Origin of the sequence: Xenorhabdus innexi (genome assembly GCF_002632485.1) — a bacterium.
GTDB classification, from domain to species: Bacteria; Pseudomonadota; Gammaproteobacteria; order Enterobacterales; family Enterobacteriaceae; genus Xenorhabdus; species Xenorhabdus innexi.
In genome coordinates this window covers 23,205-48,263 of record NZ_NIBU01000017.1, presented here as the reverse complement: position 1 = coordinate 48,263, position 25,059 = coordinate 23,205, and the positions used below count along the sequence as shown (strand labels likewise).

24 protein-coding genes are annotated in these 25,059 nt (G+C 44.4%); 9 read left to right on the top strand and 15 right to left on the bottom strand.

Annotated features, from left to right (window positions below):
• Window positions 1–74: 74 nt before the first annotated feature.
• From yhdP to Xinn_RS09115, 5 genes are all read left to right on the top strand, one after another.
• The gene (gene yhdP, locus Xinn_RS09135; protein WP_086954513.1) at window positions 75–3,908 is read left to right on the top strand and encodes an AsmA2 domain-containing protein YhdP; all 3,834 of its coding nucleotides are present in this window, start codon (window positions 75–77) and stop codon (window positions 3,906–3,908) included.
• The gene (nit1, locus tag Xinn_RS09130; RefSeq protein ID WP_086954512.1) at window positions 3,905–4,765 is read left to right on the top strand and encodes a deaminated glutathione amidase; all 861 of its coding nucleotides are present in this window, start codon (window positions 3,905–3,907) and stop codon (window positions 4,763–4,765) included. The genes yhdP and nit1 overlap by 4 nt, the downstream gene beginning before the upstream one ends.
• A 5-nt stretch (window positions 4,766–4,770) precedes the next feature.
• Complete coding sequence (tldD, locus tag Xinn_RS09125; RefSeq protein WP_086954511.1) at window positions 4,771–6,216, top strand: metalloprotease TldD; 1,446 nt, start codon at window positions 4,771–4,773, stop codon at window positions 6,214–6,216.
• Between the two features lie 167 nt (window positions 6,217–6,383).
• A complete protein-coding gene (locus Xinn_RS09120; protein WP_086954510.1) occupies window positions 6,384–6,854 on the top strand; it encodes a ribonuclease domain-containing protein in 471 nt (156 codons plus the stop codon).
• Window positions 6,855–6,858: 4 nt separating this feature from the next.
• Window positions 6,859–7,128, top strand: coding sequence for a barstar family protein (locus Xinn_RS09115; protein ID WP_086954509.1), 270 nt, complete (start codon window positions 6,859–6,861; stop codon window positions 7,126–7,128).
• 67 nt (window positions 7,129–7,195) lie between these two features.
• Here the strand turns inward: Xinn_RS09115 and Xinn_RS09110 are convergent, their stop codons facing one another.
• A complete protein-coding gene (locus Xinn_RS09110) occupies window positions 7,196–8,149 on the bottom strand; it encodes a D-2-hydroxyacid dehydrogenase family protein (RefSeq protein ID WP_086954508.1) in 954 nt (317 codons plus the stop codon).
• A 320-nt stretch (window positions 8,150–8,469) separates the two neighbouring features.
• Here Xinn_RS09110 and Xinn_RS09105 point away from each other — a divergent pair, with 320 nt between their 5' ends.
• Window positions 8,470–10,170: an FAD-binding protein gene (locus tag Xinn_RS09105; RefSeq protein WP_086954507.1), complete on the top strand. Its 1,701-nt coding sequence runs from the start codon at window positions 8,470–8,472 to the stop codon at window positions 10,168–10,170.
• Window positions 10,171–10,233: 63 nt separating this feature from the next.
• Here Xinn_RS09105 and yjgA read toward each other — a convergent pair whose 3' ends face one another.
• Window positions 10,234–10,770 carry a ribosome biogenesis factor YjgA gene (gene yjgA / locus Xinn_RS09100; protein WP_086954506.1) on the bottom strand — a complete coding sequence of 179 codons (537 nt, stop codon included), beginning with the start codon at window positions 10,768–10,770 and terminating at the stop codon, window positions 10,234–10,236.
• A 232-nt stretch (window positions 10,771–11,002) separates the two neighbouring features.
• Here yjgA and pmbA point away from each other — a divergent pair, with 232 nt between their 5' ends.
• Complete coding sequence (gene pmbA / locus Xinn_RS09095) at window positions 11,003–12,346, top strand: metalloprotease PmbA (RefSeq protein ID WP_086954505.1); 1,344 nt, start codon at window positions 11,003–11,005, stop codon at window positions 12,344–12,346.
• A 50-nt stretch (window positions 12,347–12,396) separates the two neighbouring features.
• Here the strand turns inward: pmbA and rnk are convergent, their stop codons facing one another.
• From rnk to Xinn_RS09025, 13 genes are all read right to left on the bottom strand, one after another.
• Window positions 12,397–12,807 carry a nucleoside diphosphate kinase regulator gene (rnk, locus tag Xinn_RS09090; RefSeq protein WP_086954504.1) on the bottom strand — a complete coding sequence of 137 codons (411 nt, stop codon included), beginning with the start codon at window positions 12,805–12,807 and terminating at the stop codon, window positions 12,397–12,399.
• A gap of 184 nt (window positions 12,808–12,991) precedes the next feature.
• Window positions 12,992–14,224: an alanine racemase gene (gene alr, locus Xinn_RS09085; RefSeq protein ID WP_086954503.1), complete on the bottom strand. Its 1,233-nt coding sequence runs from the start codon at window positions 14,222–14,224 to the stop codon at window positions 12,992–12,994.
• A gap of 402 nt (window positions 14,225–14,626) precedes the next feature.
• Window positions 14,627–14,899, bottom strand: a complete 273-nt coding sequence (npr, locus tag Xinn_RS09080) for a PTS phosphocarrier protein NPr (RefSeq protein ID WP_086954502.1) — start codon at window positions 14,897–14,899, stop codon at window positions 14,627–14,629.
• 172 nt (window positions 14,900–15,071) lie between these two features.
• Window positions 15,072–15,923, bottom strand: a complete 852-nt coding sequence (rapZ, locus tag Xinn_RS09075) for an RNase adapter RapZ (RefSeq protein WP_086954501.1) — start codon at window positions 15,921–15,923, stop codon at window positions 15,072–15,074.
• Window positions 15,924–16,036: 113 nt separating this feature from the next.
• On the bottom strand, window positions 16,037–16,504 hold the full coding sequence (gene ptsN, locus Xinn_RS09065; RefSeq protein WP_086954500.1) for a PTS IIA-like nitrogen regulatory protein PtsN: 468 nt from the start codon (window positions 16,502–16,504) through the stop codon (window positions 16,037–16,039).
• A gap of 168 nt (window positions 16,505–16,672) precedes the next feature.
• Window positions 16,673–16,960, bottom strand: coding sequence for a ribosome hibernation promoting factor (gene hpf / locus Xinn_RS09060; protein ID WP_086954499.1), 288 nt, complete (start codon window positions 16,958–16,960; stop codon window positions 16,673–16,675).
• A gap of 21 nt (window positions 16,961–16,981) precedes the next feature.
• Entirely contained in the window at window positions 16,982–18,421 is a 1,440-nt protein-coding gene (rpoN, locus tag Xinn_RS09055; RefSeq protein ID WP_086954498.1) for an RNA polymerase factor sigma-54, read from the bottom strand.
• A 229-nt stretch (window positions 18,422–18,650) separates the two neighbouring features.
• Window positions 18,651–19,376 carry an LPS export ABC transporter ATP-binding protein gene (gene lptB, locus Xinn_RS09050; RefSeq protein ID WP_086954497.1) on the bottom strand — a complete coding sequence of 242 codons (726 nt, stop codon included), beginning with the start codon at window positions 19,374–19,376 and terminating at the stop codon, window positions 18,651–18,653.
• A gap of 6 nt (window positions 19,377–19,382) precedes the next feature.
• Window positions 19,383–19,946 carry a lipopolysaccharide ABC transporter substrate-binding protein LptA gene (gene lptA / locus Xinn_RS09045; protein ID WP_086954496.1) on the bottom strand — a complete coding sequence of 188 codons (564 nt, stop codon included), beginning with the start codon at window positions 19,944–19,946 and terminating at the stop codon, window positions 19,383–19,385.
• Entirely contained in the window at window positions 19,927–20,520 is a 594-nt protein-coding gene (gene lptC / locus Xinn_RS09040; protein WP_086954495.1) for an LPS export ABC transporter periplasmic protein LptC, read from the bottom strand. Before lptC ends, lptA begins: the two co-directional genes overlap by 20 nt.
• 19 nt (window positions 20,521–20,539) lie before the next feature.
• Window positions 20,540–21,103 (bottom strand): 3-deoxy-manno-octulosonate-8-phosphatase KdsC, encoded by a 564-nt coding sequence (kdsC, locus tag Xinn_RS09035; protein ID WP_086954494.1) that lies wholly within the window; start codon window positions 21,101–21,103, stop codon window positions 20,540–20,542.
• A gap of 70 nt (window positions 21,104–21,173) precedes the next feature.
• On the bottom strand, window positions 21,174–22,142 hold the full coding sequence (gene kdsD, locus Xinn_RS09030) for an arabinose-5-phosphate isomerase KdsD (RefSeq protein ID WP_086954493.1): 969 nt from the start codon (window positions 22,140–22,142) through the stop codon (window positions 21,174–21,176).
• 102 nt (window positions 22,143–22,244) lie between these two features.
• The gene (locus tag Xinn_RS09025) at window positions 22,245–23,213 is read right to left on the bottom strand and encodes a calcium/sodium antiporter (RefSeq protein WP_086954492.1); all 969 of its coding nucleotides are present in this window, start codon (window positions 23,211–23,213) and stop codon (window positions 22,245–22,247) included.
• Between the two features lie 227 nt (window positions 23,214–23,440).
• Between Xinn_RS09025 and mlaF the strand changes: the two genes are divergently transcribed.
• Window positions 23,441–24,262, top strand: coding sequence for a phospholipid ABC transporter ATP-binding protein MlaF (gene mlaF / locus Xinn_RS09020; RefSeq protein WP_086954491.1), 822 nt, complete (start codon window positions 23,441–23,443; stop codon window positions 24,260–24,262).
• Window positions 24,263–24,272: 10 nt separating this feature from the next.
• Window positions 24,273–25,055: a lipid asymmetry maintenance ABC transporter permease subunit MlaE gene (gene mlaE / locus Xinn_RS09015; protein ID WP_086956514.1), complete on the top strand. Its 783-nt coding sequence runs from the start codon at window positions 24,273–24,275 to the stop codon at window positions 25,053–25,055.
• Window positions 25,056–25,059: the final 4 nt, after the last annotated feature.

Here is a 25,059-nt window from a genome sequence, read left to right as displayed (position 1 = left end):
CAAAGAGGCAATTTGAAATACGAAGTGTATAAACCTTTTGAGTAAATAGCGTGCTGACAATCAAGGAGAAATGAGTGAGGCGACTGCTCGGGATATTATTAGCGACAGCCGCAATAATCATTATCATTGTGGCTTTGTTTGTCAGCGGGTTACGTTTTTTCCTGCCTCACATTAATGATTATCGCCAGCAACTGGCCCGCCAGATCTCAGCCGTGACAGATGTTTCCGTCAATATAGGCTATATCAGCGGTAGCTGGGAGCCATTTGGCCCGCAGTTGGAAATCCGGGATCTTCACGCAACAACCGAAGAAACCGACATTAAAGCGAAGAAAGTGATGCTTTCTCTGGATGTCTGGCGCTCGTTGTTACAACGACGCTGGCATTTCCGTGACCTCTCTTTTTATCAGCTTCAGGTTGATTATGATAAGCCGTTGTTTGACGGCGAAAGTGAACACCAGTTCCCCAAACCAGACAAGTTATCTTCCCTGTTTCTCGAACGTTTTAATTATTTTGATTTGCATGACAGCAGCCTGACTTTCCCGACGCCATCGGGAGAGAAAGTCACGCTGGTATTGCCGCAGCTGGCATGGCTGAATAAAGACAACCGCCATCGTGCCGAGGGGCATATTAACCTGTCTTCGATTAATGGGCAGGAAGGTGTTGTCCAGATTAAGTTTGACCTGAAAGATATTAACCGTGTTTTAGATAGCGGCACTATTTATCTACAGGCTGACGATATTGATATGCGGTTGTGGTTCAGCCGATGGTTAAAAGACAGTACCGGGCTGGAAAATGCCCGTTTTAGTCTGGCGAACTGGTTTACCCTGAAAAACGGCAGAATCGAGAGCGGGCATTTACAACTTAAGCGCGGGCATGCCAACTGGCATGTGGGGGCTGAAAAACATCAACTCACCGTTCATGACTTACTTTTGCAAATGCGTCGTCAGGGAGAAGGGTGGCTGTTCGATATTCCGACTCTGGAAAGCCTGAAAACTAATGGTGAACAGTGGCCCGCAGGCCGTATTGCCGCTTTATATATTACAAAGGCCAAGCAATATCAGGGCAAAGATCACTGGCGTATTCGTGCTGAAAATATTCAGCTTGAACGGCTGAATGGTATGTTGCCGGTCATTTCGTCTGTGACTCCTGAGATCGTCAATGACTGGCAGCACCGGCAGCCAAAAGGAATAATTCACAGCTTTGCCCTTGATGTCACGCCTGAACTGGCTGACAGCATGAATATTGCTGCCAAATGGCAGGATGTCAGTTGGTCTCGCTGGAACGAACTGCCTTCAGTTAATGATTTTAGCGGCATGCTGGTGGGTAATAAGCAGAAAGGAAACTTCATCTTTGAATTGAAAAACAGCCGTATTGATTACCGGACAATGTTTCAGGCACCCTTCGATATTGCCAGTGGGGCAGGGAAAATCGAATGGAAAAATGATCAGGATGGTTTGAAAATATGGAGTCAGGGGCTGGATGTACAGGCCAATTCATTGTGGGTTAATGGTGATTTTAATTATACAGAACCCCCGAATAAACCGCCGATGCTGGAAATGCTGGCAGGAGTCCGCCTTGATGACGCTGGCGAAGCATGGCGTTATTTTCCCAAACCCCTGTTGGGAGAATCGCTGACAAATTATCTGACGGCAGCGTTAATTAAGGGAAAAGTAGATAATGCCACGCTGATTTTTCAGGGTAATCCTCATGACTTCCCCTTCATGCATAACAATGGTCAGTTTCAGGTATGGGTTCCTCTGCGCAACGCAACATTTCAGTACCAACCTGATTGGCCAGCCCTGTTTGACCTGAATGTTAACCTTAATTTCCGCAATAACGGATTATGGATACAGGCAGATAAAGCGAAACTGGGTAACGTTGATGCCTCCCGGATCTCTGCGGTGATTTCTGATTACAATAAAGAAAAACTTTTAATTGATGCTGAAATCGCCGGAGACGGGAAAGATATTCACGAGTATTTTCATCGCAGTTCATTGTCTGAAACAGTCGGAAGTGCGCTGGATAATTTACAGATTAGTGGCAAGGTTGATGGCAGGCTTCACTTGGATATCGATCTGGCTGATGGCACAACTGCTGCCCGTGGCGAGGTGGCGTTGAAAGACACGGAACTGTTTATTAAGCCACTGAACAGCAGAATGGAGCATCTTAGCGGGAAATTTCGTTTTGATAACGGTGACTTGCAAAGTGATAGCCTCGCCACGGACTGGTTTGGTCATCCTTTATCATTGCGGTTTACGACGCAGGATTTACCGGAACATTATCAGGTCAATATCGATCTGAATGCTGGCTGGCCTGTGGCAACACTACCGGAATTACCGGCAGAAATTCGTCATCAGCTATCGGGGCAGCTCAACTGGCAGGGAAAAGTGAATGTTACTATCCCTTCGCACGATGAAGTTTTACAACATGAATCATCGCAGCCGGGGGCAAAATATCAGGTTGCAATAAACGCTGATTTGTCACACATCAACAGTACACTGAACGGGCTGGAAACAGCATCTTTGCAGGAATTGAATGACATCAATATTCAGGCCGAAGGAGATACTAATCAGTTCCGGCTTACGGGTTCATTAGGGGACAGATATAGGTTCAACAGCCAATGGTTACTGGGGAAAGATTATACCCGTTTACAGCGTGGTATTCTGAAGACGGACAATAGTGGCATACCGGCGTTACCTGAAAAATCACGGCTGGTGCTTAACTTGCCCGATATTGAGGGGGATAAATGGCTGGCACTGTTTGGAACACTGGGAAAACAATCTGGAACGGGTGGTGCGTTCAGGTGGCCTGAATCATTTGAAATAACAACCCCCGCTTTGGATATCGGCGGACAGCGTTGGCATAATCTTATACTGAGTATTACCGAGCAATTTGATAGTTTGCATATTAATGCGCTTGGAGCAGAAATTGACGGTGATTTGCGGATTTATACCGATGGGATATGGCAGGGAGCGCTTAATTATCTCTATTATAATCCGATGTTGCCGGGTCACTCTGCTGATGATAATAACTCGCCGACTTCAACCACAATGGATAAGCCAAAATATGATTTGAGCCATTGGCCAACGCTTAATGTGAGATGTAATGAATGCTGGTTGGCCGGATTAAATATCGGAAAGATTTCAGGCACAGTAAAACCGGAAGGCAATTCACTGGTACTGACTGATGGTCGGGTAGAAAATAGTGCCGGTAAATTGACATTATCCGGTCATTGGCGTGAAAGTAATGCAGGAAACTATACCTGGGCTAAAGGCCAGATATCAGGGGGAAGTTTCGATGATATGGCAGCCTATCTCGGGCTTGTTGTTCCCATTACAGGCGCCCCATTTAAGTTTGATTTTGATCTGAACTGGAAGGATACGCCGTGGACTCCCGATATCAAAACGCTCAATGGCAGCCTGACGGGAGCGCTGGGGAAAGGCGCAATAGCTAAACTGGGCGCTGGCAGAGCAGGGCAATTGCTGAGGCTGGTCAGCTTTGATGCTCTGTTACGTAAATTACAGTTGGATTTCAGTGACACATTCAGTGATGATTTTAACTTTGATTCTATACGTGGCGATGCACAGCTAAAAAATGGGGTTATGCATACCGATAATTTCCATATTGATGGGCTGGAAGCGGATATTGATGCAAAAGGCCAGATAAACTTTATTCAGCGTCAGCTCAACATGGAGTTGGTTATCACGCCGGAAATCTCAGCAACCGTAGGCGTGGCGACAGCTTTTGCAGTTAACCCTATGGCAGGTGCTGCGGTGTTTGCTGCGGCGAAAGTGTTAGGCCCGTTATGGAGCAAGATCTCAGTCATTCGCTATCGGCTAACAGGTAGTCTGGAACAACCTAAAATTGATGAAGTCTTACGTCAGCTTAAGGAGAATAAAGGGTCATGAGAAATGTCAATGTTGCACTCTTACAATTATGCAGTGGTACAAACATCAAACATAATTTAGCGCAAATTGAACAGCAAATTAAGCAATTACCTAAAACTGTCAAGTTGGTTCTGACCCCGGAAAACGCCCTGCTGTTTGCAGATGCTGATGCTTATCGCGAACATGCAGAAGAGCAGGGAGAAGGCCCGTTACAGCAGGCAGTGCGTGAACTCGCACAGCATTATGGTATCTGGTTATTGATTGGCTCAATGCCGATGATCAGCCGGGAAGATCCGAACCGTATTACCAGCAGTAGCTTATTATTTGATGATCAGGGTGAAATCCGCGCCCGTTATGACAAAATCCATATGTTTGATGTCGATATCAAGGATGAACACGGTTCTTATAACGAATCCTCCATTTATCAACGTGGGGAGCACATCACGGTTGTTGATACACCTGTGGGCCGTTTGGGTATGACTATCTGCTATGATCTGCGTTTTCCCGGCCTGTTTCAGGCGCTGCGGGAGCAGGGCGCAGAACTGATTTCTGTGCCAGCCGCTTTTACCCGACTGACGGGGAAAGCGCACTGGGAGCCACTTTTGCGCGCCCGCGCAATTGAGAATCAATGTATCATACTGGCTCCTGCACAGGTCGGTGTGCACGGTACCCGCAGAACATGGGGGCACTCGATGGCGGTGAGCGGCTGGGGTGAAATTATCAAGAAAAATTCTTTGAGTGTCAGCGCATTACAGCTCAATATCCGGCGGGACAGTCTGACTCTCATGCGTGAACAAATCAGAGTAGTGAAACATAATCGCTTCCGTCCACAACTGACTTCTTTGATAAAAAAGAATACAAATTTAGATAAAGAGTAGACACTATGAGTTTAACTGATGTCAGTGAACATTTACTGACTAACAATGGCCTGAATCATAACGACTTGTTTTCTGTATTGGGGCAACTGGCAGAACGCCGCCTCGATTATGCTGATCTCTATTTCCAGTCCAGCTACCACGAAACATGGGTATTGGAAGATCGCATCATCAAAGATGGCTCCTATAATATTGATCAGGGGGTAGGCGTCCGGGCAGTCAGCGGAGAGAAAACCGGTTTTGCCTATGCTGATCAGATCACCCTGAATGCTTTGCAGCAAAGTGCTCAGGCGGCGCGCAGTATTGTAAGAGAAATGGGAAATGGCACTGCACATACACTGGGAGCCGTAACACATCATGCTTTGTATCCGACGGTAGATCCGCTGCAAAGCATGAGTAGGGAAGATAAAATCGCCCTGCTGCATCATGTGGATAAAATTGCCCGTGCGGAAGACCAGAGAGTACAGGAAGTTAATGCCAGCCTGAGCGGCGTTTATGAACAGGTATTGGTTGCTGCAACAGATGGCACACTGGCTGCTGATATTCGTCCGCTGGTGCGTCTTTCTGTCAGTGTATTGGTCGAAGAAGATGGCAAACGCGAGCGTGGCTCCAGTGGTGGCGGTGCCCGCTATGGTTATGAATATTTTCTGCAAGCGACTGACGGACAGACACTGGCAGAACAGTTTGCCCGTGAAGCGGTTCGTATGGCATTAGTGAATCTTTCTGCTGTTGCTGCTCCGGCGGGAACAATGCCGGTTGTACTGGGCGCAGGCTGGCCGGGTGTTTTATTACATGAAGCGGTTGGTCATGGTCTGGAAGGTGATTTCAACCGTCGTGGCACATCGGTTTTCTCTGGGCAGATTGGGCAGAAAGTTGCCTCTGAACTCTGTACGGTGGTTGATGATGGTACGATTGAAGGCCGCCGTGGTTCATTATCTATTGATGATGAGGGCGTTCCGGGACAATACAATGTTCTGATTGAGAACGGCATTTTAAAAGGTTACATGCAGGACAAACTTAATGCACGTCTGATGGGAGCCGCTCCGACGGGGAACGGGCGTCGTGAATCTTATGCTCACTTGCCTATGCCACGTATGACTAATACCTATATGCTGGCGGGTAACTCTACACCAGAAGAAATCATTGCCAGTGTTGATCGTGGCCTGTATGCGCCGAACTTTGGCGGTGGTCAGGTGGATATCACATCAGGTAAGTTTGTATTCTCAACATCAGAAGCGTATTTGATTGAAAATGGCAGGATCACCAAACCGGTAAAAGGTGCAACTCTGATTGGCTCAGGTATTGAGGCGATGCAGCAGATTTCAATGGTTGGTAATGATTTAGCCCTTGATAAAGGTGTTGGTGTATGTGGTAAAGAGGGTCAAAGTGTTCCCGTAGGAGTTGGGCAGCCTACATTGAAACTGGATAACCTGACCGTAGGCGGAACAGCTTGACACTTTTTTGAGTGATTTAATCAATTAAGTGTATACACAATGGGTTTCAAGATGCATCGCGGCGGCAAGGGAGTCAATCCCCGGGAGCATAGATCACTATGTGACCGGGATGAACGAGCGTAGCCAACAAAGAGGCAGCTTGAAAGACGAAGTGTATAGAGGTCGTTATGAAAAAGAGCGCACAGATAGGTTTATTGCTGCTTCTGGCTGTTATCTTGATTGTTTTTATGAAAGATACAGGGCTACCCGGTGGTAAAGATACACCAAAAAATACGGTAGTAGCAGAAGAGAGCGCCTCTCAGCAGATTGATGTTCTGACTGAACAGCACCGGGTTGTGGATTATCTGCATCAGCATCACAAATTGCCTGATTATTACATTACGAAAAAACAGGCCCGTCAGCTTGGCTGGGAACCTCGTAAAGGGAATTTATGTGAAGTTATACCGGGAAAAGCCATTGGTGGGGATCGGTTCACCAACCGTGAACATAAGCTACCCGATGAAGCCGGACGCCAGTGGTTTGAAGCAGATGTGAATTATAACTGTGGGCATCGGGGTAGTGACCGATTAATCTATTCTAGCGATGGTCTTATCTACCTGACGCTTGATCATTATAACAATTTCACAAGGCTGGAATGATCATATGAAAAAAGTGGAATTCGATTTTGACCATATCCCTGATTTAGCAACTTTCTATAATCAGTTCAAGGAGCGTTTCGAACTTAGCGACTATTTCGGTGCTAATCTGGATGCTCTATGGGATGCGGTAACAAGTGAAATTGAGTTGCCTGTTGATATTTCCTTTATCCATCTGGATGTGCAGAAACAGCCACATTTTGCAGCATTGGTGCTTTTATTTAAAGAAGCCGAAGAAGAGTTGGAAGGAGAGCTACAGTTTAATGTGGTGAATTAATTTCTTCCTTCTCATTATGCCGCTACATTTCAGTCAATGTAGCGGCGTTTTTATGGAGATTCATCCGTTATTTATTAACAACATGGCTTTCATCGCCAGAAAAATATTTCTCAACATTCTTAAATGCACTGTCAAAATAGATGTCATAACAGCTTTTTGTAACATAGCCAATATGCGGACTACACAGAACATTATCCCGTCCTAATAGTGTGTGGCTGGCATCCCAAATCGGTTCCACATCAAAAACATCCAATGCAGCAAAACCCGGAGTACCCACATCGAGGGCTTTCTCCAGCGCTCCAGCTTCTATCAGCGCAGATCTGGCTGTATTCACTAATACCGCACTGTTTTTCATATGGGTAAGATCAACAAATGTGACATTACCTGTCGTTTCTTTAACCAGACGCTGATGCAGGGTAATAACATCCGATGTTTTAAAGAAATCTTCCCGTGAGTGAGGAACAATCAAACCATCCTGACGAGCCTGTTCCCGCGAGCGTTCTGAACCCCATACCTGAACCTTCATACCAAATGCGCGTGCATATCCGGCAACCATCTGGCCTATTTTTCCATAGCCGAGAATACCAAGGGTCTTACCGGCTACAGTATCACCAAGTTCAGTCTGCCAGTGGCCTTGCTTCATCGCCTCGACTAACACAACGAATTTACGGATGGAACTTTGAATCAACAGCCAGGTTAATTCTGCTGCGGCAACAGGAGAGCCAGTACCTTCGACAACAGCGATTCCCCGCTGTTTGCACAATTCCAGATCGATATTGTAAGCCACTTTGCCCGTTTGACTAATCAGTTTTAAATTAGGTGTCTTAGACAAAAATTCCTCATTAATTAATGTTCTTTCACGGATCAGAATGAGTGCATCAGCCTTTGATAACAGCTCATCGGCTTTTGGATCGCGATCAATGGCACCGAGGCTGATAACTTCAAAATCACTGTTTTGATATAAAGCCTGAATCTGTTTTGTTGCAGATTGATAATCATCTGGAATAATAATTAATGGCATTTAAAAATATCCTTTTATAAGTCTGAGGGTACGGATAAATAATTTTATATTGTAGACTGATTGTATTATAAATATGGGAAATATTAACAAAAAATTAAATAATTTGGCCTTGGTCAATGTGATGTTATTAAGCAAAGGAAAGTTATGTTCAAAAAACAACCTGTCTGCGTTATTTTTGAATGTATGAAAACGGAATCATTATATTTATATTGAATAATTATTATCTTTAAATAATTAATTTTATCGTGAGAATAAATATCCTGAAATTATTAAGATTATTCTATTGTTTTCAATAAAAATGATTTCATCAGGAGGTAATAATGCCAATAAAGTATGTAACTAAGAAAGATATTCAATATAGTGCAGTAAAAAAAGGATTTAATCTTAGGTGGCCTGATAAAGATAATAGTGTTCACGGAATTTACATTTGTGATCATGAAAATGATGTGGTCGAAACAGCAGCTCAGGCATATAATGATGGGCAACGAATTACCGTTCGCAGTGGGGGGCATTGTTATGAGGGGTTTGTCAGTAATAATACCTTCAGAGGTAATGAAAATGAACAGGATACGGTTATTATTGATATAGGAGGGCTATCTGGTTTTGAATATAATATTCTTGCAGGAATTCATTCTGAATATGATAGTGGTGACGAAGCGATAAGATATACTTTTAAAGTTGCGGCGGGAAATCAAAACTGGGATAGTTATTTAAATCTCTATAAAGCATCAGGGAAAACAATACCAGGAGGTTCCTGTTATTCTGTCGGTTTAGGAGGGCATATTACAGGAGGTGGATACGGATTACTTTCGCGAAAACATGGTCTAACGGTTGACTGGCTTTCGGGTATTGACATTATTGTTCCTGATGAGCAGGAGATTTTTAAAACGATTCATGTCAGTAAATATAGCCATAATGGGGATCATAAAAAATTATTTAAGGCCTGTTGTGGTGCTGGTGGTGGTAATTTTGGTATTATCCTGAATTATTACTTTAAAGATCTTCCTGATGCCCCAAGTACTGCCGGGTTGATCAGGATAACTTATCCGTGGGATAAAATTTCCGATAAAAATGTATTTAGTAAATTCGTTAATGCCTATTTTTCATGGTTTAAAGATAATGACCAATATTGGAATGACGAAGATGAAACTAAATGCAATGGGGGGTTGTTTTCTTTATTAAAACTTCAACATAAAGCCACAGGCGATATTGAACTTATTATTCAATATACCGGAAAGGATGGTTTTTATACGACAGGGAAAAATGATGCTCCGTTATTAGATTTTATTAAGACTATGAATACGGCTGCAAATGGTAATCTTTATACTTATGAATCAGTAGATTTATCCACAATACATGGGCCATTAGAAAAAAAGCCGGGAAAAATATCTTTAAGTCAGTTTTATGATGATAATAATAACTTGACAGGATTACCTGTTAAGGTGATGGACTGGCTGTATTTAACTCAGACTATTAATGGTTCTGGCGAAAATCAATATGGAAAATACAAATCAGCCTATCAAAAAGGCGAATTTCCATATTTAGGATTAGTTAGAATGTATCAAGACTTAGTATATGATACAGGTAAATCCAATGTTAAACAGGCTTTAATACAGATAGATTCATATGGTGGCTGTATAAATCAGGCTGATAAAAATCAGGAAACATCGGTTTATCAAAGAAGCTCTCTACTTAAATTACAATTTCAAAGTTATTGGAGGGATCCCAACCTGAGCGACGATTGTGTCAAGTGGCTACGGGATGTTTACTCTAGAGTTTTTAAAGAATCTAAGGGAAAGCCATATGAAGTCTATGGATCATTTCAGGGGTGTTATATAAATTATCCAGATACTGATATGAAATACCTCGGTCGTGGGCAGAACTTTATAGATCAGTATTGGCTAACACTCTATTACGGTGAGAAAATTTCTAACGAACTGATTGAAGTGAAAAATATATTTGATAAAAATAATATTTTCCGCCATGAGATGTCTATTCCTTTAAAATCCCCTTTGAAATAATATTGTTATGTTTTACGTTTTTTTAAATAACCGCCATTTCTTAAAGAGATGGCGGGCTGAATATTATACTGTTCCAGATAGTTCTTTCAAATACTGAAAAATCTGTCGGTAGGATTTTGGTGGTTTATTTGCTGCTTTCTCTTTTTTGGCATTACGCACTAGCGTCCGCAGTTGCTGACGGTCGGTGTGTGGATAGAGAGTCACAACTTCTTCAAACGCATTGTCACTTTCCAGCAATTTATCCCGCAACTCTTCCAGTTTATGCAGTACTACAACCTGCTGATTATGCCGGTTTTTCAGTTTATCCAGAGCGGTAGTAATCGGCTCCGGATCGCGGGCACGTAACATTTTGCCGATTAACTGTAACTGACGGCGGCGGCCTTCACGCTTGATTCTTTGTGCCAGTTCAATAGCGGCCAGCAAATCTTCATCCAATGGAATACGTTCCAGTTCGCTTTTGCTCAGTTCAACCAGCTCTGCGCCCAGTTTTTTGAGTTCCTCCGCATCCCGCTTGATTTCACTTTTACTGACCCAGATTATCTCTTCTTCTTCCTCTTCAGCAGGATAATTGTCGAGCCAGTCTTCAGGCTGTTTTGCCATAATTGTTTTCCTTCTAAAAAGGCCGGATATACACTTTGGATTTCAAGCCTCATTGTGTAGTTAGGTGCACTTTGGAACATGACCTATTTCCCGGTGGGTGTTAACATCTTCTAATATTGTCTATTGTAACTGGGAAAATTGTCTGATTACCACTCGGCATTGATACTGAAAGCCGGAATATAGCACTTTCCCTGATAAATTCCCTTTTAATTTAAATGGTTATGGTTAATTAATGATAGTTACCAATCAACAAATTACGGAGCAGCGCAAGCAACTGGAAGAAGCTGTTTCTCACGCTCTGGAATTAGCGAAAGCAGGTTGCGATGCTGCGGAAGTTGCTGTGAATAAAACAACGGGGATCAGCGTCAGTACCCGTTTCAGTGAAGTTGAAAATGTAGAATTTAACAGTGATGGTGCATTGGGGATCACTGTTTATAACCAGCAGCGCAAAGGCAGCGCATCTTCTACCGATTTAAGTCCAGAAGCTATTGCCCGTACAGTACAAGCCGCTATTGATATTGCCCGTTATACTTCGCCTGATCCTTGTGCAGGCCCGGCAGACAAAGAATTACTGGCGTTTGAAGCCCCTGATCTGGATTTGTTCCACACGGCTGATTTGGATGCTGATAAGGCGATTGAACTGGCAGCCCGTGCAGAGCAGGCGGCATTACAGGCAGATCAGCGCATTACCAATACTGAAGGTGGCAGTTTTAATGCTCATTATGGCATCCGGGTCTTTGGTAATAGCCACGGTATGTTGCAAAGTTACTGCTCAAGCCGTTATTCCACCTCGAGCTGTGTGATTGCAGAACAAAACGGCAATATGGAGCGTGATTATGCCTATACCGTGAACCGTCGCTTTGATGAATTGCACTCACCGGAGTGGGTCGGACAGGAGAGTGCGCAGCGTACATTGTCTCGCTTAGGGGCACGTAAACTCTCAACGATGAAAGCGCCTGTGATCTTTTCCGCAGAGGTGGCTACCGGTCTGTTTGGTCATTTGGTCGGCGCAATTAGTGGCAGCAGTATTTATCGAAAATCTTCTTTCCTGCTGGATAGTCTGGGTAAACAAATTCTGCCTTCATGGCTGACAATTGAAGAGCGGCCTCATTTGTTGAGAGGGCTGGCTTCAACACCTTTCGACAGTGAAGGTGTGTGTACACTTCCACGTGAAATTATTAAGGATGGTGTATTACAGTCGTGGCTGATGACTTCATATTCTGCCCGTAAACTGGGTCTGGCAAGTACAGGTCATGCGGGAGGCATTCATAACTGGCATATCGCAGGGCAGGGGCTGGATTTCAACGGGCTGTTACGGGAAATGGGCACGGGTCTGATAGTGACTGAGCTGATGGGACAGGGGGTCAGCGCAATAACGGGGGATTACTCTCGTGGTGCTGCTGGTTTTTGGGTCGAAAATGGTGAAATTCAGTATCCGGTCAGTGAGATAACCATCGCAGGTAACCTGAAGGATATGTGGGCAAATATGGTAACTATTGGTAATGATATTGAAACACGCAGTAATATTCAGTGTGGTTCAGTCCTGTTGCCGGAAATGAGTATCGCCGGTCAATAAGGGATACTCAATCAACAACAGCCAGTCTGATCTACTGGGCTGGCTGTGAGTTAACGGTGGTATTCGCCCGCTGCTTCGGGTTGGTAAAGTATCTCCAATACTTTTATCCGGGTTTTTTCACCATTCGGCAATTCCCATGTGATTTCATCGTTAATCCGCAGACCTAAAAGTGCAGCGCCTAAAGGTGCCATGACGGATAGCTGTTTTGTGCTGTCCTGTAGTGATGCCGGATAAACGAGAGTACGGATGCGTTCCTCATTGTTGCTAAAATCAATGAATTTAATTTCACTGTTCATAGTAACAACATCAGCAGGGATTTCTGTCGGCGGTACGATTTCCGCTCTATCCAGTTCATCGTTCAATGCATCTGCAATGCTGGTGTTGGCAAATGCCGCCTGTTCTAACAGAGAATCTAAACGTTCTGCATCTAATTCATTAATAATGATTTTTGGTTTTTTCATACCACGCTCCAAATTAGGCTCAATACAAAATAACACCCCGCAACGCAAGGAGGGGGGTGTTATTTTCAAAGTGATTAAAGTGATATTAGGCTGTTCTGCCATGAAAATAAAGAGATCATGATCACGAACTGTTTGGTGTTGCTAATGAAACAAGTACCAGCCAGATATTATGACAGGTTAGAAATTATAAGCCAGTGACGGTAATCTTCGGGTTAGTTTCTCCCCAGATCGAAGTCAGTTCAACAATGTGCATTCCGCTCCATTTCTGAATCTCAGCCTGAGTAATTTCCTCGTTACCTTGCTTACCGAAAAGCACGACTTCATCACCACTCTTAACTTCAGGCAGATCAGTGACATCAACCATAACGGTGTTCATGGAAACGCGACCAACAACCGGAGCACGGTGACCGTTAATCAGAACATAAGCTTTATTTGACATGGTAGTGCTGAAACCATCAGAGAAACCTACCGGCAGATTAGCAAGTACAGAATCACGTTTCAGGGTGTAGGTATTGTCGTAGCTGACACCATTGCCTTTAGGGTATGGTTTAACAGATGCCACGCGGGTTTTCACCTGAATCAGAGGCTTGAACTCAGGGTGGCTGGCTGGCAGTATGCCGTACAGTGCGCTGCCAACGCGAGCCATATCAAACTGAGCTTCTGGAATGCTCAGTGATGCAAATGAGCTGGAGGCGTGCAGCGTGATTTCGTCTCTTTTCAGATTTGCTGCTTTGATCAGCCAGGCCGTTTGTTCGTTGAAATTTTTAATACTGTCGCGGATCACATCCAGATCAGTAAGAGCATGGTGGCTCATGATGCCAACCAGTTTCAGGTTTGGTAACTGAGTAATTTGCAGTGCTTCTTGTTTGCCCTGCTCAGTCTTCATTTCCAGCCCATTACGGCTCATCAGGCCGGTGTTCAGCGCTAAATGAACACGAATCTCTTTACCGTGTTTTTTAGCCAGAGCGTCAATGGCTTTGGCGCTTTCCAGATCACCTACCACTTCTTCCATGTCATAATTCAGAGTGTTCTCGATTTCATCTACCATCGCTGCGCGGACACGTACAAGCTGACCGGTGAAACCGCTGTCACGCACGATGCGGGCTTCTTCATTACTGGTGATACCGACACAAGGTACTCCGGTTTTAATAATTGATGGCATCAGTAGACCGAGACCATGACCGTAAGCATCACCTTTCAGAATTGCACATATTCTGGTGTCTTTGTTCAGCGTTTTTTTCAGGGTGTGGATATTGTTTTCGAAAGTGGTGGTGTTGATTTCCACCCAGGCATTGTTGCTGGCGGCAATACGTTCTGCCTGTGTATTATCTAAAGAAAGTACGGGTGCTGCCTGAGCTACTCCCTGACATAAAGTTAGTCCAAGAAAGATAGCCAATGTAGTCTTATTAAAACGCATGAAGTAAATCTCCAGTTTATGAACTGTACATATAATTCTTTGTGTATTAAATCCCGCTAATGATAAGTTTTTTCTAAACTAATTTCATTGGGTTAAATTATTGATATGTAACATTTATTGCCATATGGAGACTATTTATAAATAGTCAGAACATTTAATCTATCTAATTAAAATATCTTCTCAATATTTCTTTGTTCAGGTATTTATAATCAGAATATATGAATGTTATTTTATCTTTTGTTGGTTTTAAATATGGTGTTTGTTTCTGTTCTTGTAGGTTGGCAGGCAGTATTAAGAGAAGAAAGGAAGTCAGGTGTTATTAACTGAATGAGAAAAAAGAGAAAAAATGGAGAAAATCGGGATAGTGAAACGCTATGCTACAGGGGATAAAGTTGTGTAAGTTTATTCTTCATCAAAACCGGAATTGAATAATGCCACAATAGCTGACAGAGCCTGTTGTTCATCAACTCCGGTTGCTTCAACGTCAATATAACTTCCCTGCTCGGAATCCAGCATCAGCATGGCTATGACACTGTGAGCTTCAGCCTGAACATTGTTGCTGTTGCGCAGAATAACCTGAGACTGAAACTGTTGCACGAGGTCATGCAGTTTCATGGCAGGCCGGGCATGCATCCCGAGCCGGTTTTTAATCTCAAGTCTCTGTTTGACGGTCATGGCCTGCCTTATATTCGGCTACTTATACCCGTCGTCTTTCAAGTTGCTTCTTTGTTGGCTGCGCTCATTCACCCCAGTCACATAGTTACCTATGCTCCCGGGGATTTGTTCCCTTGCCGCCGCGATGCATCTTGAAATCCATAGGGTATAGTTATTAGGTTACTTATTCAGGTTACTTACGTTTTTCCAATGTGCGGTGACGTGACTGAACGTTCTTACCACGGGAGCGGAAGTAATCAGCCAACTGCTCTGCGACATAAACTGAGCGATGTTTACCACCGGTACAGCCAATGGCAACTGTCAGATAACTACGGTTATTGGTTTCCAGCATCGGCAGCCAGAGTTCAAGATAACTACGGGTCTGGTAAATAAAGTTATGAACTTCGGTATGACGATCCAAAAACGCAGCCACCGGGCGATCCAACCCGGTCATAGGGCGAAGTTTTGGGTCCCAGTGCGGGTTTGGCAGGAAACGCACATCGAAAACATAATCGGCATCAATTGGAATACCATGCTTGAAGCCGAAAGATTCGAATACCATGGTCAGTTCACGCTCACGTTTGCCCAATAAGCGCGTCCTGAGCATTTCAGCCAGTTCATGAACTGACATCTCAGAAGTATCAATAATCAGATCTGCCCGGGAACGCAGAGGCTCAAGTAAATCACTCTCTTTGTCGATGGCACTTTCCAGTGACAGGTTTTTGCTTGAGAGCGGATGCAGACGACGGGTATCACTGTAACGACGGATCAGTGTGTTACGATCTGCATCAAGAAACAGAAGCTGTGGTGAAAAACTGTTCGGTAATTTTGTCAGTGCTTCTTCGAAAATTTCTGGGGATTCCGGCATATTTCGTACATCAATACTGACTGCCGCTGAAATATCACGTTCAGCCAGTGTATTGGCCAGCTCTGGAAGGAGTACTACCGGCAGATTATCCACACAGTAGAACCCCATATCTTCCAGAGCACGCAGGGCTACGGATTTACCAGAACCAGAACGACCGCTGACTATCATCAGCACCATGAAATGACTCCCCTTTGTGTCTCTGTGGCTCATCAGAGCCATCGGCGTTTTTTTATACCTTTCGGGTATATTGTTTTTCAACAATCAATTGTAACGGTAATTATAATTGTTATTTATTCAGTAATGATTTTGTATAGATCTTCATCACTTTGTGCTGCGCGCAGGCGACGACAGAGATTTTTATCTGAAAGACGCTTTGCAATCAATGAAAGTGAATGTAAGTGTACCTGACATTGATTAGATGGAACCAATAAAGCAAACAGCAAGTCAACAGGCTGATTATCAATAGCATCAAAAGTAATCGGTTGTTCCAGATGTAAAAATACACCAACAGCATTATTTGAATCTTCGGCTTCCAGTTTGCCGTGAGGAATGGCGATCCCGTTGCCAATACCGGTTGTCCCTACTTTCTCACGGGAAAGAATGGCGTCAAATACGGCATTCTCTGGCAAATTAAGCTGCTTTGATGCCAGCTCGCTGATAATCTCTAAGGCGCGCTTCTTACTCGAACAGGGTACGTTATTACGCGTACACTCGGATGAAAGCACTGAGCTTAGTGGTAAATCTGTTTCGTTGTTCATTTCTTTATTCGCTTTGGGCGTTAATACCGGATGCCTGAGTCCAGACACGGGTACTGAGACACTGTTTATTAGCGTTAAGCCTTCAGGTGCACAGGCAGCCTGAAGGCCATTTGTTGGTTGCAGATAGAACAGTGAAAATCTTATGACAGCCCTGTTGTCTGAAAGCTATTAATGTTGTCTTAATTTACTTTTGTGTTTGGTCAATTGACGAGTCAGTTTATCAACAAGTGCATCAATTGCCGCATACATGTCTTCATGCTCTGAACTTGCATGCAACTCACCTCCATTGACATGCACCGTGGCTTCAGCGATTTTCTGTACTTTTTCCACCCGGAGGATGACCTGAATAAGGTTAATCTTATCGAAATATTGAACCAGTTTGCCGCATTTCGTATTCACAATGTTGCGTAGTGCATCAGTGATTTCAATATTGTGACCGGTGATATTGAGTTGCATAGTGTGCTTCTCCATTATTGTTCAAACCAGTTTTTTGCGCTGGTTCGAAGGCGGGATGGATAACGACTCTCTGTACTTGGCGACAGTCCGACGTGCCACCTGAATACCCTGTTCGGTAAGCAGGCTGGTCAGTTTACTGTCACTCAGTGGTTTGGCCGGGTTTTCTGCCGCGACCAGTTTTTTCACCAGTGCCCGTATTGCTGTAGAAGAGGCTTCGCCTCCGCTATCAGTATTAACGTGACTGGAGAAAAAATATTTCAATTCAAAAATTCCCCGAGGGCTATGCAAATATTTCTGAGTTGTCACACGGGAAATGGTAGATTCATGCATATCAACCTGATAGGCAATATCTGCCAGTACCAGTGGTTTCATGTACTCTGCGCCATGCTCAAAGAAATCCTGTTGCCACTCCACAATGCAGTTACTGACTTTTAGTAATGTCTCATTGCGGCTCTCAAGACTTTTTATCAGCCACTTGGCTTCCTGTAGATTATTGCGGATAAACAGGCTGTCATCCTCGCTCTGAGATCGCTGCCCCAGTGCCGCATAATGCTGGTTAATGCACAGACGGGGAATGCTATCTGTATTCAGCCTGACCTGCCAGCGTTCATTTTCTTTCTGAACGAGTACATCGGGGATCACGTATTCGGATTCACCGGTATTTACCATCAAGCCGGGTCGTGGCTCCAGTGACTGTATGATAGCAATGGCTTCTTTCAGTGCGCTTTCTTTTAATTTGCTCTGGCGCAATAAATTTCGGAAGTCCCGGTTGCCCAACAGTTCAAGATATTTGTTAGTAACCAGTTTTGCTTCGTTCAGGTAGGGCGTTTCTATCGGCAACAACGAAAGCTGGATTAGCAGGCATTCCCGCAAATCACGAGCTGCGACCCCGATAGGGTCAAAATGTTGTATACGTTTGAGTACGGCTTCGATTTCTTCCGGCATCAGCTCATCATTGCCGATGCTGATAAGAATATCTTCGACAGAAGCGGTCAGGTAGCCGGTTTCGTCAATAGCATCAATGATTGAGGTGGCAATGGCTGCATCGGTTTCAGTAAAGGGGGTCAGCGCAGCCTGCCACGTCAGATAGTCTTGCAGTGTCTGGGTGGTTTCCCCCTGATAAACGGGAAAATCATCCGCACTGTAGTCATTTCGGATTCCCGAAGATGGGCCTGCGCTGTAAATTTCATCCCAACTGGTATCGAGGGGTAATTCCTCAGGCATATTTTTTTGTTCAAGGGCTTCGCGGGTATCCATAACCGCTGTTTCGGTATCAGAATAATCCTGAGTATCAATTTCCTGAAGTGTCTCTTCCTGTTCAAGCAGGGGGTTTGTTTCCAAAGCCTGTTGGATCTCCTGCTGAAGTTCAAGTGTAGAAAGTTGCAACAAACGGATTGCCTGCTGAAGTTGTGGCGTCATCGTCAATTGTTGACTGAGTTTGAGTTGCAAACTTTGCTTCATAGCGTTTTCACTTCCTCCTGAACTGAATCCCCCTTCGTCTTTCAAGCCGCCTTTTTGTTGGCTGCGCTCGTTTACCCCAATTACATAGTTATCTATGCTCTTGGGGATTTACTCCCTTGCCGCCACGATGCATCTTGAAATCCATTGGGTATTAGTGCCCTTGAACTGCTATTTAACTACTATTTTTCTTAAACTGCTTATTTTCCTGAATTTTAACTGACAATCAGTCTTAAAGACGGAAGCCTTCACCCAGATAAACGCGTTTAACCTGTTCATTGTTAAGGATGTCTTCTGGTGTGCCGTGAGCAATCAGATGCCCCTGACTGACAATATAAGCGCGCTCACAAACATCCAGTGTTTCACGAACATTATGGTCAGTAATCAGGACACCCAGACCGTAATCCCGCAGATGCTGAATGATCTTTTTAATATCAAGGACGGAAATTGGGTCAACACCTGCAAAAGGTTCATCCAGCAGAATAAATTTAGGGTTTGCTGCCAGAGCACGGGCGATTTCCACGCGGCGACGTTCACCACCGGATAATGATTGACCAAGATTGTTACGCAAATGGGAAATATGAAACTCTTCCATCAGCTCTTCAGCGCGCTCTTTACGTTGTTGCTGATTGATATCCTTACGGATTTCAAGAACAGCCATTAAGTTATCGTATACGCTCAGCCGCCGGAAGATGGAAGCTTCCTGAGGTAAGTAGCCGATGCCCCGGCGGGCACGTTCATGCAGAGGTAGCAGGCTGATATCTTCGTGATCAATGGTAATTGTACCTGCATCACGTGGCACGATACCAACGACCATATAGAAAGTTGTAGTTTTACCTGCACCATTCGGCCCAAGCAGGCCCACAATTTCACCTGATTTGACTTTCAGGCTGACATCCTCAACAACCTTACGGCCTTTATAGGACTTTGCCAGATTGTCTGCGTTTAATATTGCCATACGTCGTTATTTACTCTTTTTCTGAACTTCAGTGCTGTTAGCACCGGTATTGTTAACACCTGGGCCTTTTTCCTGTAACTGAGAAGGCAACAGGACGGTGGTAACATGCTTACCTTTATCGCTAAAGGCTTCCATTTGCTGTGTCGGCACTAAATAGGTGATTTTATCGCCTTTAATATTACTGTCGAGCTGTTCAAGGTAAGCATCACCTGTTAGCGTAATCAGCTCATTATCCATTTCGTAGCGCATCTTCGAGGCATGGCCTTTGATAGGTTTTCCATCATCCTGCAATTGATAAAATGTTGCCGGATTACCATAGGCTTCAATAACCGTTTTTTTTGAATCTCCGTCAGGACGGGTGACAACAACCTTATCAGCATGAATATCAATTGAACCCTGCTTTACAATAACATTATCCGTAAATGTGGCAATGTTCCCGGTCAGATCCAGTGATTGTCTGGCGGAATCAATGGTAATGGGCTTTTTGGTATCATCTTTCAGTGCCAGTGCAGGCAGGCTGACTGCAACCAGCGTACTGGCAATAAAGGTATTACGGATTAGGTTCTTCATGTGGAATCTCATATTGAGTTGTCACCTTGTCAATCAATTCGGCAGTTTTATCTCGCAGATTGCCGCGCATTTTCATACCAACAGATTTCAGACCGACACCTTCTAATGTGACTTTATCATCGGATGCCACGTCCTGAGTCACAAGATTGACGGTCGCGTTTTCTGTTGTGATACGTTTAAGCTGTGATGCATCGTTCAGGCTATCTACCTGAACATCGCCATATAAGTAGAGCATATTATCATGGGTAAGTTTTGCTTTATTGGCTTGTACTGTCCATGTTTCCGGTGGTGGTGTGGGTTGACTGTTAGCATCAAAAGTTGTTAATACCGGCTTGGTAAACCAGGTCAGCTTTGTTTCTGTATAATTCTTAACATCATCTGCCTCCAGCTTATAAACCAGTTTACCCTCCGGATCATAAACAAAGGTAGTGGCTTCCTGTGTTTGGTAGGTAGGATAACCCTCATCCAAAACAGGTGATGAGGTGTCTTCATTTGAATTGGATAAATTCCAGCCAATCAATGCAAGCACGATTAAAGTCAGTATTGCGATCAGCCAGGATTGAGTTCTGCTCATTCTTTTTTCAGTTCATGTTTTATATGGATAAACCTTTGGCATCTTCCAGCTTGTTCTGAGCAAAAAGCACCAAATCACAAAGTTCTCTGACTGCACCACGACCACCGGCAATCCGAGTTACATAATCCGCTCTGGGCAGCAGTAGCGGGTGGGCATCTGCTACGGCAACAGATAAGCCGACTTTCGCCATTACGGGCCAATCAATAAGGTCATCGCCGATATAGGCAACCTGTTCAGGCTGAAGCGCTAGTTTATCCAACAGTTCCTGATACGCCAAAACCTTATCGTTCTGACCTTGGTAAAGATGTGTAATACCAAGAGTTTTTGCACGATCTTCCAGCAGTTTAGCCTGACGGCCGGTAATAATGGCAACTTCGATGCCGGAAGTGATTAAACAGCGAATGCCGTAACCATCACGTACATTAAAGGCTTTCAGTTCTTCACCCTGATTACCCATGTATATCAGGCCATCTGACATCACACCATCAACATCACAGATCAACAGACGTATTTTACTGGCTTTTTCGATAACTGTTGCATTAACCGGGCCATAACAGGTATCCAGATAGGTGCTTTGATTCATTTAGACATTTCTCTATTCATAGTCTGCGACAGACCCGGATTACAGGTCTGTTAGATTTATATGACGGTTTTTATACAACGCCAGCCTGTAACAGATCGTGCATATGTAATACGCCGAGTAGTGTGTCACCTTCTGTGACCAGCAGGGAGGTGATATGGCGTGATTGCATCAGATTCAGAGCATCAACGGCCAGAGTATTAGGCTTGATACGAATCCCGCCCGTCGTCATCACGTCAGAAATTCTGGCATTATTCAAATCAATCCCCATATCAAACACCCGGCGCAGATCCCCGTCAGTGAAAATACCGTCGATCTGCATATCATCACCGCAAATAACCGTCATACCCAGTTTTTTCCGGGTGATTTCTATCAGCCCTTCACGCAGGCTGGCTGTGCGGGGAACGCGGGGAATATCGTCTCCGGTAGTCATTAATTCACTGGTCAGCAACAGCAATTTACGCCCGAGTGCACCGCCTGGATGAGAAAGTGCAAAATCTTCGGGAGTAAAACCACGGGCTTCCAGCAGGGCAATAGCCAGTGCATCACCCATAACAAGTGTTGCTGTTGTGCTGGTGGTAGGAGCTAACCCCAGCGGGCAGGCTTCCTGCGGGGTTTTGATGCACAGATGCACATCAGCGGCTTTGCCCATATTACTGTTGCAGTTATTTGTCATACAAATAAGAGCAACTTTTTGCCGCTTGAGTACCGGAATAAGTGCGAGGATTTCATTAGATTCGCCTGAGTTGGAGATAGCCAGTACGATATCTTTTGGTGTCACCATACCCAGATCACCATGACTGGCTTCGCCGGGATGGACAAAGAATGAAGGTGTTCCGGTGCTGGCAAAGGTTGCCGCGATTTTCCGTCCGATATGGCCGGATTTCCCCATCCCCATTACAATGACTTTACCTTCACAACTAAACATGAGTTCGCAGGCTCTGCTGAAATCATCATTGATGTATTGCTCTAATTCCGCTAATCCTTCGAGTTCGAGATGTAATACTCTTTTACCTGCTTGCTGAAAATCGATCTTAGGCATTTCTACTCCCACTTATTCCCATTACAACCGGTAATTACTCAGTACATTAACTATCAAATACTGATCATCAAATAACGTTCACCAAACATTCATCACCGGATATTAATCACCCTGCATCACAAAAAGCGTAATAAAATACGCGATAAAACAGCTGAGTAATAGTGCACCGCTCAACCGATTAAACCGATGTTTTCTTCTCACACAGAATACCGTGAATAGTACACTTGCTGCCATCATGATCCAAAAATCCCGGGAAAAGGCATAGGATGAAATAACGCTGGGTGAAAATACGCCGGAAATACCTAATACAAGGGTAATGTTGAAAATATTAGAGCCAATAATATTGCCCATTGCCATATCATTCTCACCTTTAATGGCTGCGGCAATAGATGTAGCCAGTTCTGGCAGGCTTGTCCCCACCGCCAGTATCGTTAACCCGATTACCAGATCGCTGACACCGTAAATTCGTGCAATGACGGAAGCATTATCAATGACCATTCTGGTGGATATCGGTAGGAGAAGCAGACCCAGTACAACCCAAAGCAGCGCGATACCGTTATTACCTTCGGTGGGCAGTTCTGCATCTCTTTCCTGTGTATAACTGTCGACATCATCAGATTGGGTACTGGCTGTCATTTTTATCATTATTGATATAAAAAACAGGGCAGTTAGTAATAGAAAAATCCCATCCAGACGACTCAGATAGTTATCAGACAGCAGATAACCAACAAATGCCATGATTAGCAACATTAGGGGTAATTCCCGCCGCAGAATTTCCGATTGTACTGTGATTGGGCGGATCAGTGCCACCGCGCCGGTAATCAGTAGCAGATTCGTGATATTGGAACCGATTGCGTTACCTACCGCCATGTCTGGTAATCCATTCAGACTCGCGGTTACAGAAATCATCAGTTCCGGCAGAGAAGTGCCGATGCCCATAATTACCAGACCGATAATAAAAGAAGGGACTTTTAATGTACGGGCAAATATCGCAGCACCATATACTAATCTGTCAGAACCATACACCAGTAAAATCAACCCGGTAATGAGCAGTAAAATAGTCAGAAACATGTTGTGTTCCTTAAAGAAAATTCATTTGAGCACAATGACAGCGTCGGTTGATTTTTAAACAAAAATATTTGTTGAGTCAGATTTATATATTCTGAAGGCCGAAAGGTAAAAAGTAAAATTTGCTATCACTTTGCTGACGCAAATTGGAAAAATTTTTTGTAGTATGCATTACTGATTATTAAGAAACAGCAAGAAATCCGTTTATCAACGATTAAGGGCTATCAATAATGAGTCAACGAACAGAAAATCTCATTGAAATCTGCGGCATGTCTTTCACCCGTGGTCAACGCCCGATCTTTTCTGATATCAATCTGACCGTTCCGAAAGGGAAAATAACAGCCATCATGGGGCCTTCCGGCATTGGAAAAACGACTCTGTTACGCTTGATGGGCGGGCAGATTCATCCTGAGCGCGGTGAAATCTGGTTTGATGGCGATAATATTCCGGCATTGTCCCGCCAGCGTCTTTATGAAGTCCGTAAGAAGATGAGCATGTTATTTCAGTCAGGCGCATTGTTTACGGATTTGAATGTGTTCGACAATGTTGCCTTTCCTTTGCGTGAGCATACTCATCTACCCGAAGAGTTAATTTACACTACAGTAATGATGAAACTGGAAGCTGTCGGGCTGCGTGGCGCGGCTCAACTGATGCCATCAGAGCTGTCGGGAGGTATGGCAAGGCGGGCGGCACTGGCGAGGGCAATTGCGCTTGACCCTGATTTAATCATGTTTGATGAGCCATTTGTTGGTCAGGACCCGATCACGATGGGGGTGTTGGTTAAGTTGATCGATGAATTGAATCATGCGCTCGGTGTCACCTGTGTTGTGGTTTCTCATGATGTCCCTGAGGTACTGAGCATTGCTGATTATGCTTATATTGTGGCTGAAAAAAAAGTTATTGCAGAAGGGACACCTGAACAACTGAGAATGAATCAGGATCAGCGGGTACGGCAGTTTCTTGATGGTATTGCTGACGGGCCGGTGCCTTTCCGTTTCCCGGCGGGGGATTATAAAACCGAGTTATTAACTAATAAATCGTTACTAGGATAATTGAATGTCGATGTTAACACGGGCGCTGACAACATTGGGCAGGCGTGCGATTGAAGTTGTTGCTTCATTCGGTCGGGCCGGTTTTATGCTGTTCAGTGCAATCATTGGTAAGCCTGAGCCTGCTAAGCAGTGGCTGTTATTGCGTCAGCAGCTTTACAATATCGGTGTACAGTCACTACTGATTATAGTGGTTTCCGGTTTGTTTATCGGTATGGTTCTGGCGTTACAGGGCTATTTGGTGCTGAGGACTTTCAGTGCGGAAGGCAGCCTTGGCATGATGGTGGCTTTATCGCTGTTGCGGGAATTAGGTCCGGTAGTGACTGCACTGTTATTTGCCGGTCGTGCCGGTTCTGCGCTGACCGCAGAGATTGGCCTGATGAAAGCGACAGAACAGATTTCCAGTCTGGAAATGATGGCAGTAGATCCGTTGCGCAGGGTAATTGCACCGCGTTTTTGGGCGGGTTTTATCAGTATGCCTTTGCTATCGTTGATCTTTGTGGCAGTCGGTATTCTGGGCGGAGCAATGGTCGGTGTTGACTGGAAAGGGATAGATGGTGGTTTTTTCTGGTCTTCCATGCAATCAGCGGTGGAATTGCAGAAAGATATACTCAACTGTTTTATTAAGAGTTTAGCTTTCGCTATCACGGTTACATGGATCGCTCTGTTTAATGGGTATGATGCTGTCCCGACATCAGAAGGGATCAGCAGGGCAACGACGCGTACAGTGGTTCATGCATCGTTGGCAGTATTGGGTTTGGATTTTGTGCTGACGGCACTGATGTTTGGGAACTAATTCG